This window comes from Gemmiger sp. An194 (assembly GCF_002160145.1).
Classification (GTDB): Bacteria; Bacillota; Clostridia; order Oscillospirales; family Ruminococcaceae; genus Allofournierella.
Map to the genome: position 1 here is coordinate 163,524 of NZ_NFKA01000004.1, position 16,431 is coordinate 179,954.

The 16,431-nt window shown below is 56.8% G+C and carries 14 protein-coding genes and 1 tRNA gene; 3 read left to right on the forward strand and 12 right to left on the reverse strand.

All coding sequences use genetic code 11. The features are described 5' to 3' along the window. Positions 1-30 precede the first annotated feature (30 nt). Positions 31-996, forward strand: coding sequence for an RluA family pseudouridine synthase (locus B5F28_RS04040; RefSeq protein ID WP_087293627.1), 966 nt, complete (start codon positions 31-33; stop codon positions 994-996). 261 nt (positions 997-1,257) lie between these two features. On the opposite strand, the gene B5F28_RS04045 is transcribed toward B5F28_RS04040, so the two are convergent. The 10 genes from B5F28_RS04045 to B5F28_RS04090 all read right to left on the reverse strand — a co-directional run bounded on the left by B5F28_RS04045 (position 1,258) and on the right by B5F28_RS04090 (position 13,740). Next, complete coding sequence (locus B5F28_RS04045) at positions 1,258-5,544, reverse strand: PolC-type DNA polymerase III (RefSeq protein ID WP_087293629.1); 4,287 nt, start codon at positions 5,542-5,544, stop codon at positions 1,258-1,260. Positions 5,545-5,618: 74 nt separating this feature from the next. Further along, entirely contained in the window at positions 5,619-6,662 is a 1,044-nt protein-coding gene (ispG, locus tag B5F28_RS04050; protein WP_087183966.1) for a flavodoxin-dependent (E)-4-hydroxy-3-methylbut-2-enyl-diphosphate synthase, read from the reverse strand. A 20-nt stretch (positions 6,663-6,682) separates the two neighbouring features. Next, positions 6,683-7,765, reverse strand: a complete 1,083-nt coding sequence (gene rseP / locus B5F28_RS04055) for an RIP metalloprotease RseP (protein ID WP_087293631.1) — start codon at positions 7,763-7,765, stop codon at positions 6,683-6,685. A gap of 23 nt (positions 7,766-7,788) precedes the next feature. After that, positions 7,789-8,940 (reverse strand): 1-deoxy-D-xylulose-5-phosphate reductoisomerase, encoded by a 1,152-nt coding sequence (gene dxr / locus B5F28_RS04060; RefSeq protein ID WP_087293633.1) that lies wholly within the window; start codon positions 8,938-8,940, stop codon positions 7,789-7,791. Between the two features lie 13 nt (positions 8,941-8,953). Then, positions 8,954-9,829, reverse strand: coding sequence for a phosphatidate cytidylyltransferase (locus B5F28_RS04065; protein WP_087293693.1), 876 nt, complete (start codon positions 9,827-9,829; stop codon positions 8,954-8,956). A 29-nt stretch (positions 9,830-9,858) separates the two neighbouring features. Continuing rightward, positions 9,859-10,572 carry an isoprenyl transferase gene (locus tag B5F28_RS04070; RefSeq protein ID WP_087293635.1) on the reverse strand — a complete coding sequence of 238 codons (714 nt, stop codon included), beginning with the start codon at positions 10,570-10,572 and terminating at the stop codon, positions 9,859-9,861. 78 nt (positions 10,573-10,650) lie between these two features. After that, on the reverse strand, positions 10,651-11,205 hold the full coding sequence (frr, locus tag B5F28_RS04075; RefSeq protein WP_087293637.1) for a ribosome recycling factor: 555 nt from the start codon (positions 11,203-11,205) through the stop codon (positions 10,651-10,653). Positions 11,206-11,310: 105 nt separating this feature from the next. Further along, positions 11,311-12,021 (reverse strand): UMP kinase, encoded by a 711-nt coding sequence (gene pyrH / locus B5F28_RS04080; RefSeq protein WP_087293639.1) that lies wholly within the window; start codon positions 12,019-12,021, stop codon positions 11,311-11,313. Between the two features lie 116 nt (positions 12,022-12,137). After that, positions 12,138-13,019 (reverse strand): sensor histidine kinase, encoded by an 882-nt coding sequence (locus B5F28_RS04085; RefSeq protein ID WP_087293641.1) that lies wholly within the window; start codon positions 13,017-13,019, stop codon positions 12,138-12,140. Beyond that, positions 12,988-13,740, reverse strand: coding sequence for a response regulator (locus B5F28_RS04090; RefSeq protein ID WP_143424679.1), 753 nt, complete (start codon positions 13,738-13,740; stop codon positions 12,988-12,990). Before B5F28_RS04090 ends, B5F28_RS04085 begins: the two co-directional genes overlap by 32 nt. Positions 13,741-14,027: 287 nt before the next feature. On the opposite strand from B5F28_RS04090, the gene B5F28_RS04095 reads away from it, so the two are divergent. Together B5F28_RS04095 and B5F28_RS04100 are read left to right on the forward strand one after the other, a co-directional pair. Further along, the gene (locus B5F28_RS04095; RefSeq protein ID WP_087293645.1) at positions 14,028-14,855 is read left to right on the forward strand and encodes a TrmH family RNA methyltransferase; all 828 of its coding nucleotides are present in this window, start codon (positions 14,028-14,030) and stop codon (positions 14,853-14,855) included. 148 nt (positions 14,856-15,003) lie between these two features. Continuing rightward, positions 15,004-15,079 (forward strand) — tRNA-Ala (locus tag B5F28_RS04100). Positions 15,080-15,227: 148 nt separating this feature from the next. Here the strand turns inward: B5F28_RS04100 and B5F28_RS14685 are convergent. Next, positions 15,228-15,857 carry a cyclophilin-like fold protein gene (locus B5F28_RS14685; RefSeq protein WP_247643396.1) on the reverse strand — a complete coding sequence of 210 codons (630 nt, stop codon included), beginning with the start codon at positions 15,855-15,857 and terminating at the stop codon, positions 15,228-15,230. Between the two features lie 78 nt (positions 15,858-15,935). Next, positions 15,936-16,418 carry a flavodoxin family protein gene (locus tag B5F28_RS04110; RefSeq protein ID WP_087293695.1) on the reverse strand — a complete coding sequence of 161 codons (483 nt, stop codon included), beginning with the start codon at positions 16,416-16,418 and terminating at the stop codon, positions 15,936-15,938. Between the last annotated feature and the right edge of the window lie 13 nt (positions 16,419-16,431).

Here is a 16,431-nt window from a genome sequence, read left to right on the forward strand (position 1 = left end):
CAGGTTATTGGAAAGAGAGGAACCTTTTGAATGAAACGCTTTACCGCGGGTACCAACGAGGAGGGCGTACGCCTTTCCCGTTTTGTGCAAAACGTTACTGTTAATCTGCCTAACAGCTTGCTGTACAAGAGTTTCCGGAACAAACGCATCAAGGTGAACGGCAAAAAGGCCGACGCGGATTACCGCATTCACGCCGGAGATGTGCTGGAGCTTTATATCAACGATGAGTTCTTTTCCGCCGCGCCTGCACCCAAGGCCCCGACCCGCCGTCAGCCATCGGTTCAAGTAGTCTACGAGGATGAGAATCTGGCGGTGCTGTACAAGCCTGCGCACCTGCTCTGCCACTCGGACCGCACCGGCGACGCCAACCTGGTGGATGCCTTCACCGCTTATCTTACCCAGAAAGGCGAATATATTGCCGGGCAGGAGCACACCTTTGCCCCCGCGCTGTGCAACCGGCTGGACCGGGGCACCGAGGGTCTGGTGGTGGCCGCAAAGAATTATGCTGCACTGCGAGACATGAATGAGATCATCCGCACGGATTCCGTGCGCAAGGAGTACCTGACCATCACCTTCGGCAAGCCGCCCAAGGGCCGCCACACCGCCTGGCTGCGTCACAATGAATCCAACAACAAGGTACAAGTACGCGCCGACGCAGCCGAGGGCTACAAGGAGATCATCACCGAGGTGACCCCGGAAAAAGTGATCGGCCCCTTCACCCTCTGCCGCATCGGACTGGTGACTGGCCGCACCCATCAGATTCGCGCTCATCTGGCATTTCTGGGCGCGCCGGTTCTGGGCGACATCAAATACGGCAACCGGAAATGGAACGAGAAGGCTGGCCTGAAAACCCAGGCCCTGTGCGCGGTGCAGCTGACCTTCGGCCAGATCCCGGAGGAAAGCTCGCTGCATTACCTGAGCGGCAAGCAGATCCGCCTGGAACAGCCCCAGATCCTGACCACCTTCAATGATCTGGCCAAGCTTGGACCTCGTTAAATTTTTTCGGCGAGCGAAGTGCATATTTTTGCATTTCTCTTGATTCCACTGCAAATTTTCCCATTCTAGCCGAAAAAATGGCCCTCGACGAAAAAGATTTTCACGCCCGTCACGTTTTGTGACGGGTATTTTTTGTATTTCCTACTCTCGTGCGCCATAATAAAAAGAGCGAAACGCGTTTCACGAACACGTTTCGCTCTTTTGTTTGAGATTTCTTTTCTCGCCTGCTGCGTCAAAAGGCATGCTGCGAGAATCAAACACTCAGAAGAAGCTCACCTGGCTGGTATCCGGCAGACCGCCCAGTGCACCCACATTTTTCAGGTTCTCCATCACAGCGCTGGAAACGCCGGTGGCCTGCTGAAGCTCCTCGATGGACAGGTATTCCTGCCCGTTAATGGTGGCACGCTCCAGCGCAACGGCGGCGGACTCACCCACGCCCTTCAGCGAGGTGAACGGCAGACGAACCTTGCCGTCCTCCACCACATACTGGGTGGCCCGGCTCTTGCCCAGCTGAATGGGCAGAAACTCATAGCCCCGGGCCAGCATCTCATTCACCAGCTGCAGCGAAACCTGAATGTCTTCGTCCTTGGCTTTCCGCTCCTCCCGCAGGCGGGCGTTTACCTCTTTCAGATGCTGCTGGGCCACCTTCACACCGCCCACCGCTGCTTCGTAGTCAATGTCGTCGCCGCGGACGGTGAAGTAGGTGGCGTAGAACGCCTGGGGATGGTACACCTTGAACCACATCAGCCGGATGGCCGCAATCAGGTAGGCCACGGCGTGGGCCTTAGGGAACATGTACTTGATTTTACGGCAGGAATCCATGTACCAGTCCGGCACGCCGCACTCCTTCATGGTCTCCTCTGCTCCCGGCGGGAAACCGCCTTTTGCCACCTTGCCCTTTCGGGTCAGCTCCATGATGTTGAAGGCCAGCTTGGGCTCCAGGCCTTTGTGCAGCAGGTAGGTCATAATGCTGTCACGACAGCCGATCACGTCGGAAATGGTGCACACGCCATCCTTGATCAGATCCTGTGCGTTACCGTTCCAAACGTCGGTACCATGGGAAAGGCCGGAAATCTGAATCAGGTCGCTGAAGTTCTTCGGCTGGGCTTCGATGAGCATCTGCCGCACGAAGGGGGTACCCAGCTCCGGGATGCCGAAGGTACCGGTCTGGCTGTCGATCTGCTCCGGGGTAACACCCAGCGCCTCGGTGGATACCAGCAAGCTGATCACCTTGGTATCGTTCATGGGCACCTTTTCCATGGGGATGCCGGTCATGTTCTCCAGATACTTGTACATGGTGGGCACATCATGGCCCAGCTCGTCCAGCTTGAGCAGGGTATCATGGAGGTATTTAAATTCGAAGTGGGTGGTAAGCACACCCTTTTCCTTATCGTCGGCGGGGTGCTGGATGGGACAGAAATCCTGGATCTCGTGCACATCCGGCACAACCACCATGCCGCCCGGGTGCTGGCCGGTGGTACGCTTCACGCCGGTGCAGCCCTGGGTGAGCCGGTTCTCCTCCGCACGGTTCACGATGCGGCCCCGCTCCTCCAGATATTTTTTCACGTAGCCGTAGGCGGTCTTATCCTGTAAGCCGGACACGGTGCCTGCCTTGAACACGAACTCCTTGCCGAACAGCTCCTCGGTGTACCGGTGCACAAAGCTCTGGTACTCACCGGAGAAGTTCAGGTCGATATCCGGCTCCTTGTCGCCGTCGAAGCCCAGGAAGGTCTCGAAAGGAATGTCGTGGCCGTCCACGATCAGAGGCGCGCCGCAGCAGGGGCAGTTTTTGTCCGGCAGGTCGAAGCCGTCGGCCACGCTGCCGTCGGTGATAAACTCGCTGTACTGGCAGTTGGGGCACAGATAATGGGGCGGCAGGCTGTTTACCTCGGAGATTCCCGAGAAATGGGCCACCGCAGAGGAGCCAACCGAACCACGGCTGCCCACCTGATAGCCATTCTGGTTTGAAAAGGCAACCAGCTTTACAGCAATTACATACAGAACCGCAAAGCCGTGGCCGCAGATGGAATCCAGTTCCCGCTGCAACCGGGCCCGCACCAGCTCCGGCAAGGGGTCACCGTAGTGCTTCTTGGCAGTGTTCCAGGTGGCATCACGCAGCTGCTGTTCGGCGCCCTCGATGGAGGGCGGGAAGGTACCCTTGGGAATGGCCCGCACTCCCCCGTCCACCATGTCGGCGATCTTGTTGGGGTTGGTCACCACGATCTCAAAGGCCTTTTCCTTGGGCAGGTAGTTGAACTGGTTGAGCATATCCTCGGTGGTGCGGTAGTACAGTGGAGCCTGATTATCTGCGTCCTTAAAGCCGTTTCCGGCCTGCAGCACCGCTCGGTAGACCGAGTCCTCCGGGTCCTGGAAATGCACGTCGCCGGTGGCCACCACCGGCTTGTTCAGCACCTCGCCCAGCTTGATGATAGTCCGGTTGAAGTCCTGGATCTTGTCCATGGAATCCACCAGATGCTCCCGCACCATGTATTCGTTATTCCCCAGAGGCTGAACCTCCAGAAAATCGTAATATTCCGCGATCTGGCACAGCTTTTCGAAGCTCTGGCCCTCCACGACAGCCCTGTAAAGTTCACCTGCTTCACAGGCAGAACCGATCAAAAGTCCGTCCCGATACTTGTTCAGAATGCTGCGCGGCACCCGGGGCTTCTTAAAGAAGTAGTTGGTGTGGGCCTCACTGACGATCTTGTACAGGTTTTTCAGGCCCACCTGGTTGCGCACCAGAATAATTAGGTGATAATACTTCTTCTTGATGACCTCTTTGTTGCCGCCGCCCAGGCCGATGTTGATATCCTCCAGCCGCTCGATCTTCTTTTCCGTCAGATCCTCCAGCATCTTGCAGAAGATCTTGGCAAGCGCCATGGCGTCATCCACCGCCCGGTGATGATTGAAGGGCTCAATCTCCAGATGGTCGTTGATGGTATCCAGCTTATAATTGCGCAGGCCCGGATACAGATTCTGGGCCATGGGCAGGGTATCGATGTAGGCGTTTTCCAGCTCGATGCCCGCCCGCTTGGCAGCAATGTGCATGAAGCGCATATCGAACTTGTGGGCATTGTGGGCGATGAGCACCCGGCCCTTCGCAAATTCCGCAAACATACGCACCGCCTCGTCCGGCGTGGGGGCGTCCGCCACCATGCTGTCGTTGATGCCGGTGAGCTCCACGATCTTGGGCGGGATGGGCTTGCCCGGGTTCACAAAGGTGCCGAAGGTTTCGGTGATCTGGCCGTTCTCCACCACCACCGCGCCGATCTCGGTGAGGAACTCGGTGTTGGGGTCCAGACCGGTGGTCTCGGTATCGTACACCACAAAGCTGCCGCTCATGGGGCCGGTGGCTTCGCCGTACAGCACCGGAATCATATCATCCACAAAGTAGGCTTCAACGCCGTAGATCACCTTGAAGTCCGGGTCGCTTTTGCGGATGGCATCTGCCGCCAGCATCGCTTCCGGGAAGCCCTGTACCACACCGTGGTCGGTGATGGCAATGGCCCGGTGACCCATGCGGTGTGCGGTGCGCACGATCTCGCCCGGGTCGCAGAAGCCGTCCATGCTGCTGAGCTTGGTGTGCAGATGCAGCTCCACCCGCTTCTGGGGGGCGTTATCCTCCCGCTTGCGACGCTCCACCTGCAGCACGTCGTAAGGATAGACCACATAGTCGTGCTCGTATTTATCGTAGGTGCATTCACCCTTCAGCACCAGGGTGGTACCTTTTTTCAGCTCCTCCCACTTGCTGAAGTCCTCCCCTTCCCGGCTGCGGAGCTTCAGGTTGATGGAACCGGTATAGTCGGTGATGGAGACGATATAACTCTTCTGGAAGTTGCCCTTCACCTCCACCGCGAACACGTCGCCCCAGATCATCACGCGACCGCCGTCGCCGCCCAGCTCCTTCAGCGGGGTCAGCTCGCCGGGCTTGAAGTTCTTGCCATGGAACAGCTTGACCGGCTTGTCGGTCAGGTCCAGGCCGGGAATCTTGATGGGCGGCAGGCCCTTCTTCTCCTCAAACTTGACGGTGGGCACCTTCTGCAGCACCTTTTTCTCCCATTCCTCTACTGTGGCGGTCTTGCCGGTCTGGGCAAGCTCCACCTGGGGCAGAGTTCCGGTGCGCTGCTCGATGCGCTGGGCCAGCGCCTGCGGAAACTGAATCTCCTCCAGAATCTTTTTGCCCACCTTGATGTGCAGCCGGATCAGCTGGCCCTCGATGTCGATGGCGGCATGGTCCAAAAAGCCGTTGACCGGATAATCCTCGTCCCGCAGTTCACCGATCAGCTTCTGGATGCTCTCCGGCGTGATGGTTTCGTAGGGAAAGCTGTTCTGGATCTCCACCTGAAAGCCGTCGAACAAGGGGCTGAGCGAGGTGCACAGGCGGTCGCACAGATTCACCGGCAGCGGCGCGCCGCTGCGCAGATGGATGCGGATCTTCCGGCTCAGGCGCAGCATCTCCACATGCTCCACCAGCACCCCCGCAAAGCAGCGGGCAAAGGTCTCGTCCACCGTGAACTGGGGCCACAGTTGTGTTACCAAAGGTTTCAATGGGGTTGTCTCCTTTTTCTTACAAAGCAATGGCCTGCGGGCAGGAAAATCCCGCCCGCAGGCTCAAAAACACATCACAGCTTATAGATCTCGTCCACCAGCTGGCCCACAATGTCGCCCCGCAGCATCCGGATCTTTTCACCCCGGATGAACAGCAGCGCCTCATCCTTGCCGCCGGCAATACCGATGTCTGCCTCACGGGCTTCACCGGGGCCGTTCACCACGCAGCCCATTACAGCAACCTTGATGGGCTTTTTGTAACCCTTCAGGCGCTTTTCCACCTCGTCGGCAATCTGAGCCACCTGAATGTTGGTGCGGCCACAGGTGGGGCAGCTGATGATTTCCGGGCCGCCCACCGCATGACCGGCAGCACGCAGGATATCGTAGCCAGCCTGCACTTCCTTCTCCGGATCGTCGGTCAGGGAAACTCTCAGGGTATCACCGATGCCCTCCAGCAGCAGACCGCCGATGCCCATGCCGGACTTGATCAGACCCATGCGATAGGTACCTGCCTCGGTCACGCCCACGTGCAGCGGGTAATCGCACTTCTCGCTGAGCAGACGGTAGGCCTGCATCATGGTGGGTACGTTGCTGGATTTGATGGAAATCACGATGTTGTTGAAGTCGTGCTTTTCCAGCAGGGCCACATGGTACATGGCGCTTTCCACCAGAGCCTCCGGCACCGGCGCGCCGTACTTGGCCAGAATCTCCTTCTCCAGGCTGCCCGCATTCACACCAATGCGGATGGGGATGTTCTTGGCGTTGCAGGCCCGGGCCACTGCGCGCACGTTTTCGTCCGCGCCGATATTGCCGGGGTTGATGCGGATTTTATCCACGCCCGCATCCACACAGGCCAGGGCGATCTTGTAGTTGAAATGGATGTCGGCTACAAAGGGCACATCCACTGCGTTTTTCACGGCCTCCACGATGCGCACGTCCTCCAGGCTGGGGACACTGGCCCGCAGAATCTGGCAGCCGGCTTCCACCACCCGCTTGGCCTGGGCCACATTGCCCGGGATATCCGCCACAGGTACATTCAGCATGGTCTGGACCGCCACCGGGTTGTGCCCGCCGATGACCAGATTGCCGATTTTCACTTCACGTTTGACCTTACGCATGATTGCTTATCCTCCTGCTTTTAAAACAGACGAATGATGTCGTTGAATGTGGCGAAGAGCATGAGCCCGAACAAAAAGCACATGCCTGCCGCATTCACCAGAATCTCGAATTTCTTGGGAATCGGCCGCTGGAAGATGCCCTCCAGCACCAGAAAAACCAGCTTGCCGCCGTCCAGCGCAGGCACCGGCAGCAGGTTGAACACGCCCAGGTTCACGGTGAGCAGCGCCAGCAGGGACAGCACTTCAGCCACACCCATGCTTGCCGCCTGCCCGATGGCAGACACAATGCCCACCGGGCCGGAAAGCTCGTTCACGCTCACCCGGCCTATCACCAGGTCGATCAGAGAACGGAAGACCAGCCGGGCGTAGAACAGGGTGTAATTGAAGGCCTGCGAGACCACGGTCTTCACGTTCTTTTCCAGTGCATAGACCTTGAAGCCGATGTTCATGGTCACGGAATCGCCGTTTTCCACCAGATCAAAGCCCACGTTATCCAGTTGAATGACCTGGCCATTCCGTTTCACGGTCAGGTCCGCGCTCTGGTCCGGGGTACGCTGCAGCTCATACAGCACATCGTTCATCACAAAGCAGTGATGGCCGTTTACTGCCAGGATTTCATCTCCCACCTGCAGACCAGCAGCCTGCACCGGGGAGCCTTCCTCCACAAAGCCTACGGTTTTGCTGGCACCGGGATCGCCAAAGGCCATCATAACCAGCAAAACCAGAAAGCCCAGGATCAGGTTCATGATCGCACCAGCCGCCACCACGATGATCCGCTTCCAGACCTTTACCTTTGGGAAGGGCAGGCCCTTGGGCTGTTCCTCCTCCGCCGTATCAAGTTCCTGCAGTGCATCGCCGGTTTCCGGCTTCTCCAGCTCCTCATCTTCCCCTTCCATGCTCACATAGCCGCCGATGGGCAATGCACGCACGCTGTAACGGGTGCCGCCCCGCACCGTGGTGAACAGAGCAGGCCCCATGCCGATGGAAAATTCATTCACCTGAATCCCGGCCTTTTTGGCGCAGACAAAGTGCCCCAGCTCGTGGATCATAACCACCAGGCCAAAGATCAACACCGATATGATGAGGGTAAGGATTGTTGCCATGTGCGAATAATCTCTCTTTCTTGTTAAATGTGGCTCAGCACAAACTGCCGGGCCATGCGGTCGCATTCATACACATCGGCCAGCGTATAGCTTCCGCCGAAGGAATCACTGTCCACCACGGCCTCCACCAGACGGCCAATGTCCAAAAAGCCAATCTTATCCTCCAGGAACAGCCGGACGGCCTCCTCGTTGGCACCGTTGGCCGCGCAGGGACCAAGACCGCCCTTGGCAATGGCCTTTTTGCAGGCTGCCAGGCAGCGGAAGGTCTCCTCGTCCGCCACATCGAAAGTGATAGACTTGAGCTGGGTGAAATCCAGCTCGGGTGCACAACCCGGGAACCGGTCCGGCCAGGTGAGCGCATACTGAATGGGAATACGCATATCCGGCACGCCCAGCTGGGCCAGGATGGAGTTATCGCTGAACTGCACCATGGAGTGAATGATACTCTGACGCTGTACCACAACCTGAATCTTCTCCGGCGGCAGGCCGAACAGCCAGACTGCCTCGATCAGCTCCAGGCCCTTGTTCATAAGCGTGGCGGAGTCGATGGTAATCTTTGCACCCATATTCCAGTTGGGGTGCTTGAGGGCATCCGCCCGGGTTTTGCCTGCCAGCTCTTCCTTCTTCATCCCGAAGAAGGGGCCACCAGAGGCAGTGAGTAAAATCTTGGTGAGTGTCTTGGCAGAATGGGCATCCTGCAGGCACTGGAAGATGGCGGAGTGCTCGCTGTCCACCGGGAGCAGCTTGGTGCCATGCTTGGCAGCAGCCTCGGTAACCAGATGGCCGCCGGTGACCAGGCTCTCCTTGTTGGCCAGGGCCACATCGTGCCCGTTTTCCAGCGCAGCCAGGGTCGCGCCCAGGCCCGCAATGCCCACCACTGCGTTGAGCACTACATCCGGGCCTTCCATTTTGGCCAGCTCCACAATGCCCTCCGCGCCGCGCAGAAGCTTGGGCGCGCCAGCCACGCCGCCCAGACGCGCAGCCAGCTGGTCGCAGGCGGCCGGATTCGCAACCGCCACATAGGCGGGGTGAAACTCTTCGATCTGCTTGAGCAGCAGATCCACATTGGAATTTGCCGCCAGAGCGTATACTTCATAGCCCTGAGCGCGAGCCACATCCAGGCTCTGGGTACCGATGGAACCGGTGGAGCCCAGCAAAGTAAGTTTCTTAGCCATTTTCTGTTCCTCGTTACTTCAAAAACGTTGTGGTAAGCCAAACCAGCAGAGCCGCGGCCGGCGCAATGAAAGTGACGCTGTCAAACCGGTCCATGATGCCGCCATGGCCCGGGAAGATGGTGCCATAGTCTTTGATGGCGCACTGGCGTTTTACCGCACTGGCAAACAGATCACCCAGAATGCCCAGCAGTGAGCAGAGCATACCCAGGATAAACACCACCAGATAGCTTGCCGCACTGGCGGACATGCGCTCCAGCAGCAGGCAGGCCTTGCCGCCCGCCAGATGGACCGAAAGTTCCTGCGCCGCCAGGGTGCACAATACACCCAGCACGCCGGAGCCCAGTACACCGCCGATGGCTCCCTCAATGGTCTTGTGGGGGCTGACCACCGGCGCCAGCTTGTGCTTGCCGAAGTAGCAGCCTGCAAAATAGGCCGCACTGTCACCACCCCAGGCAAAGCACAGGATCATCATGATCAGATAGATGGACTCAAACTGGTTGTTCAGATGATTCTTGATGAACACAATGGAGTAAAAACAGGCAATCATCAGTCCGCTGAACACTACCATGCCCCCCAGCTTTGCGGCGCTCAGGGTCTGGTTGTGCCACAACAGGCACACCGCCAGATACACCGCCAGCAGATAGCTGCCGGGAACCAGCAACGCCTTTACCGCTGGTACGTGGGAGAACATTACCAGAAAAGTATACGGGACAAATGCGATAAAAATGTGTGATTCTTTTTCGCCCAATGCGAACGCTTTGTAAATTTCGTGAACGGCAATGATGGCGATCAGAGCGACCACGGTTTCAAACACCAGGGTGTTGAACATCAGCATGACCACGGCCAGCACGCAAAGGCCCACCGCGGCAGTTATGATCCTTGTTTTCACAACAGGCTTTTCCTTTCTTTCCGCAATGCTCAAATCCCGCCAAAGCGACGGCTGCGCCGGTTGAACTCCTCAATGGCCAAATCCAGATCGGCGCGGGTAAAATCCGGCCAAAGGACATCCATCTCCACCAGCTCCGAATAGGCGGCCTGCCACAGCATGAAGTTGGACAGGCGCTTCTCCCCGCTGGGCCGCAGGATGAAGTCCGGGTCCTTTTGACCGCTAGTATACATATGGGCGCTCATCATGTCTTCGGTGATTTCCTCCGGCCGAAGCTCGCCGTTCTGCACCTTTTCCGCCAGAATACGCGCCGCACGCACAATCTCCTGCCGGCCGCCGTAGTTTACCGCAATGTTCAGCGTCATGCCGGTATTGTGGGCGGTCTTGGTCTCGATTTCGTTCATCAGCTTCTGATGCTTGGGCTCCAGAGCGCTGCGGTCACCCAGAAAGACGACCCGGTTGTTTTCCTTTTCGTAATCGAAAGCCTTGATCAAGTATTCCCCGAACAGCTTCATGATCGCGCCCACCTCTTCATAAGGACGCTTCCAGTTTTCGGTGGAAAAGGCATAGAAGGTGACCGACTCCACCCCAATGGAATTGCAGTAACGGGTAATATCCTGAAAGACCTCCGCACCCTTTTTGTGGCCGGCAGTCCGGGGAAGGCCCCGCTTTTTGGCCCAACGGCCGTTGCCGTCCATGATAATGCCGATGCTGAGCCCTTTTGCAAAATTCTCCGGTTGTGGCATAAGCACAAATCTCTCCTGTTACAAAGTGGTGCCGCGCGCAAAACTCGCACGCGGCACATGATTTTTGTTGCCCGAGAATCAGATCTCCATGATCTCCTTGTTCTTGGCCTCGCAATCCTTATCGATCTGCTTGACGAACTTGTCGGTGATCTTCTGCATCTCTTCTTCCAGATTCTTCTGGTCGTCCTCGGTGATCTCGCTGTTCTTTTTCAGGGTCTTGAATTTATCCATGGCCTCACGACGCACATTGCGCACCGCAACCTTGGTCTCCTCGCCCAGCTTCTGCACATCCTTGGTGAGCTGACGGCGGCGCTCTTCGGTGGGAGCGGGGAACACCAGACGGATCACACGGCCGTCGTTGGTGGGGTTGATGCCGATGTCGCTGACCAGCAGAGCGTGCTCAATGGGATGGATCAGAGAGGTATCCCAGGGAGTGATGGTCAGAATGCGCGCTTCCGCCACAGCCACCGCGGCCACCTGATTGATGGGGGTGGGGGTGCCATAGTAGTCCACTGCAACCCGATCCAGAATGGCGGGGTTGGCACGGCCGGCGCGGATGGCGGCCAGCTCTTTGCCCAGATGGTGAATGGCGCCGGTCATCTTGTCTTCGTAAGGCTTGGTGTAAGTGCTCATGTGTTATACTCCTTTTCTTCGGCCCGGGGCCGAATCCTATGCTCTTTGCTCTTCCGGCAGCAGCACGCAGCCGGTTTTCAGCGCTGTTTTATCAAAACTGCGCTGTTACTCCTCCACGACCAGGGTACCGATGGTCTCACCGCGCACCGCTCTTGCGATATTCTCCGGGTCCTTCAGGTCGAACACCAGAATCGGAAGCTTGTTCTCCCGGCAGAGGGTGGCAGCAGTGCCATCCATTACGGCCAGGTTCTTTTCCAGCACCTCAGTAAAGGTGAGCTGGTCGTACTTCACGGCATCCGCATATTTTTTCGGGTCCTTGTCGTACACGCCGTCCACCATCGTGGCTTTGAACATCACGTCGCAGCCCGTCTCGATGGCACGCAGCGCACTGGCGGTATCCGTGGAGAAAAGCGGATTGCCGGTGCCGCCGCCGAACAGAACCACATTGCCGGCCTCCATGCTTTCCACCGCACTGTCACGGGTGAAGACCGAAGCCACCTGAGGCATGACGATCGAGGTCTGGACCTGCGCGGGAACGCCCAGCTGACGCAGCTGATCTGCCACTGCAAGGCAGTTCATCACCGTTGCGAGCATGCCGATCTTATCGGCGCAGGTGCGTTCCATGCTGCCGCTGGAGCGGCCACGCCAGAAGTTGCCGCCGCCCACGACCAGACCGATCTGTACCCCCAGATCATATGCCTGCTTGATGCCGCGGCAGATGGCCTCCATGGTGGGTTCGTCGAACCCGGTGCCCTTGCTGCCCGCCAGCGCCTCCCCGCTGACCTTCAATAAAATACGCTTGTATTTTGTATCCAAAACCAATACACCGCCTGATCCATATTATATTTGTTCCTATTTTACAATAAAACGTATTTCTTGTAAACAATAAACAAAAAATAATGCCGGGGAAATGCTTCCCCGGCGTAACCCTTTTACCCATCTTCCTGTTCTTCCTTGACAAGCTTGCGGGCCTGCCATACACCCAGCTCTGCCAAAATGCGGCTTCGCTGCACAGAGCCCTGCCAGCCGCCCCCATCGCTTCGCAGCACCGACTCGGCAGCAGGAGTTACCGAAGTGTCAGCCGGAGCAAGAGGGACCAGAACACTGGCTCTTGTTCCCTGCTTCGAGCTATTCAGCTCCAGTGTCCAGCCCATGGCACCTGCATACATATACGCCAGATACAGGCCCAGCCCCGCGCCCGCGGCCGCCCCCTCGCCCATGGGATTATATTGCCCCACAAACGCCTCGAACAGATGCTCCTGCACCCAGTCGGGCAGGCCCGGCCCCCGGTCCTCTACCGTAAGGACAAGCGCTGTTTCCTGAAGCCGCAGCGAAACTTTCACCGTCTGCCCCCGCTCACTGCACAACACTGCGTTGGTCACCAGATGCAGCAGGATCTTATCGGCCCAGTCGCTGTCTGCCGAAAGGAAGAGCGGCTTTTCCAAATCGCATTCCCATTCCAGCGTAATGCCGTAAAGCTTCGCGCCGTTGGTCAGCAGCTCCATGGCCTCGGAATACTGGCTTTGCAGGTCCAGGGATTCCAGACGCGGCACCAGCGTGCCCCGTTCCGCCTGCAACAGATCCTGCAGGTTTTCCGCCACCCGGCTGAGCCGCAGGGTGCTTTGATCGATGTTTTCAAAAACCCAGCTCAGCTGACCGTAAGCCTGGGGAGACTCTTTGCCCATTGCCTGACGCAAAAGACCGCTGGAAGCCCGGATCGCAGACAGTGCCTGATAAATCTCGTGAGAGAGGCCGGAGCACAGTGCCCCCCTCTGATTTTCTTCATACAGTTGTTGTTCCAGGCTCTTGTTCATAACCGTCGCTCAAACCTTCCTGCAAGGATTCCGCCCAGACGCGATCTGCCAGCCAGCCGAGAAACGGCTTCATCTTTTGGTAAGGAGCAGGAATCTTCCCCTCCTTTTTCAGCTGCAGGATTACCCGATGAATCCCGCTTTCCACCGCTTTTACCGCCACCCCATGATAACGCGCCACATCCGGCAAAACACTTTTCATCTGGGGAACCTGTCCGTCGCCGATCAGGCGCAGCCACTCCTGCAGGCAGCCACCCAGATACCAATATCCTTCCATTGTATCGGAAACGCCCAGCACGCGAAGCTGACGGTGAATGATTTTATCCAGCGGTGTGACCTGAGGGAAGCGGCGTGCCGGCGAAAACATCGCCAGTGCCGACAGCAGATCGTCCGAATCGTATGGCTCTATCATATAATAATCCACACAGTTTGACAAGTGACCCTGTTCCACCAGTTCAATATACCGGGCCGGACCGGTCAGAATCACGCGCAGGTGTCGGTCTGCACATTCCTGCTCCATCTGCCGCAGAAATCGCACGGTGTCCATATCCTGCAGATAGCAGCCCAGCAAAACAAGGTCCACCTGCGGGCCGCTCTTTAAAAAGCGCAGAGCGCTACGCCCGGTCTGAAAGGAATTTACGACCTGGTAGCCGTTCATATTCAGCAGGCAGTTCAGGGTTTGCAGCATAATGGGGTCGGCATAAACCAACATGATGCTCTTCACTGCCTCCCACACCTGTTTGCGATTGCTTTTTTTCACGTAAAATTTCCCACCATTTATCTTTTTCGTACCTTAGCACCGCACGCTACAGTGTCTTCGGCCGCTTGGGCGTATCATTGCCTAATATAATAGTAGCGAAATATGTCATACCGCGCAACAGGTTTTATTCTTCGTTTTACTTCGCCTGGCGCTGTGGTCTCCGGCATGCTATAATAAAAACATTCTGAACAGAGAAAAGCGCCTGCTTTTCTCGTCAATCCACTCTGTAATACAAGCGAGTATATTATAATATGAATGAGATCATCGAAATCACCGATTTATCCGCCCCGGAACTGGATGTGTACGCCCGGTTGACCGAAGCCCAACTACGCGCCCGGATGGAAGCCGAGCGCGGTGTTTTCATCGCCGAAAGCCCGAAGGTAATCGAGTTGGCTCTGAACGCCGGCTGTGTTCCCCTTTCCTTTTTAATGGAACGGAGGCATTTGCAGGGGCAAGGCGCCCCATTGATGGAACGCTGCCCCGGAACACCGGTTTACACCGCCGATCGGGATGTACTGGCCAGTCTTACCGGCTATGCCCTCACCCGAGGCATTCTGTGCGCCATGCAGCGCCCTGAGCCGAAAAATGCCGAATTGCTGCTCAGCAACACACAGCGTATTGCCGTACTGGAGGGCATTGTGGACTCCACCAATATGGGCGCGATCTTCCGCTCGGCCGCCGCTCTTGGCATGGACGCGGTCCTGCTCACACCCACCTGCTGTGATCCGCTGTGCCGCCGGGCGGTACGGGTGAGCATGGGCACTGTCTTTCAAGTACCCTGGGCACGCATCGCCAACTGCCCAGCCGATTGGCCGGAGGCCGGCATGGGACTTTTGCACCAGCACGGCTTCGCCACGGCAGCCATGGCGCTGGATGACCGGGCGATCTCCATCGACGACCCGCAGCTGCGGCAGGAGAAAAAACTGGCCGTTCTGTTGGGCACTGAGGGCGACGGACTGAGCCATCATACCATTGCCCGGTGCGACTACACCGTGATGATCCCCATGGAGCACGGTGTGGACTCGCTGAACGTTGCCGCCGCCAGTGCTGTGGCCTTCTGGCAACTGCGCCTTCGCTGAATTGGATTTCTTCGGCCAGAGCGTTTTCAAACCGCTTCTTTGCGTTTGAACTGCTCTGGCCGGAAAATCAAAAACGTGCTCGATTTTTTACTTTTGGGTATTGACTTTTCAAAAAAATGGAGTAAAATATGAAAGGTAATCTTCATACGGGCCTGTAGCTCAGTTGGGAGAGCGCTGCGTTCGCATCGCAGAGGTCAAGGGTTCGAATCCCTCCAGGTCCACCAGAAAACCCCCGATGCATTAGCATCCGGGGGTTTTACTTATTCACTTTTTACTTACTCTCTTGCCACCTTCGCCACACTTTTTCAATATGCACAATATGCACAAAAGCCGCAAAATCAGATGATTTTGCGGCTTTGTTGTTATTGCATATTATTTATCCTGCATCGAGAGAGTCACAGCAACATCTCCGTTTCCCAGCGCTTCCTGCCATCCGGCCAGGTCATCAATTTTGCCAAGCCGTGTATAACTCCAGGAGTTGGAGCCGTAGAAAATCACGATCTGACTTCCCTGATAGAGCACAATATCACCGGCCTGGGTGGTCGTCTGGCTGTTCTCTGTGGGCAAACTCTGACCGAGGGAGCCCACCTTTTCAAAGCCGCCGTAATCACTCATCCGAATCGTAATGTCTCCGTCTGCCAGCAGCTCTTTCAAAGCCTGCGCACCGGAATTGTCGGCAAAGGTTGCAGAAAAAACTTTTTCTCCCACACTCACATAAAACGTATTTTGCTGCACGATGGCCTCTTCCTCACTTTCTTCATCGGAGGTTTCCTTCTCCACAGTAATGTCGGCATTTGTATTGTCCTCAACCGAAGAGGATTCACTGTTGTTTTCAGTTGAACCACTGGTTTCACTCAGCTGCATATCCTCCGTCACCTGTTGAACATTGCTTTCCACAGCAGGAAGGCTGCCCACATCCGACGCGGATGAGCCACCAAAGCCACAGGCAGTGAGCAAAGCCGCACACAGGCCCACCAGCAGAACGCACCCTGTTTTTTTCATGAAACCTCCCCCTTGTTTGTTAAATACGGTCAGGAAGACTTATTTCAGCTGCAGCCCGAATTGCCGCAGTTCCTCCAGCTATGCCTCTGACTTGTTCTCTTTGTCAAAAGCGGAGAAAATACCCATGTCCTCCAGCTTCAGATAGTTTAAAAAGGAGTTCTGGTACTCGTAGATGGCACCACAGTAGACATGGTTGCTGCCGGAGCTCATGATCAGGGCAGCTTTTTTGAGGTTTTTCGGCTTATCCAAAGCGTAGATACGATTGATGGCACACTGCAGCTGACCCGTGAAGCTGTGATAGTAAATGGGTGACGCCAATACGATCATCTCGGCTTCCTGAAGCAGAGGGTAAACCTGTTGCATGTCATCCTGCTGAATGCACCGGCCATCGCCCTTGGTATGGCAATACTCACAGGCCAGGCAGCCGGCAATTTTCTTTTGACAGATACTGACCACCTCTACCCGATGGCCACTTTGCTGTGCCCCCTTTGCAAAGGCATTGACCATGGAGGCAGTGTTGCCGTTTGCCCGGGGACTCCCATTCAGGACTAAAATATTCACGGGCACTCTCTCC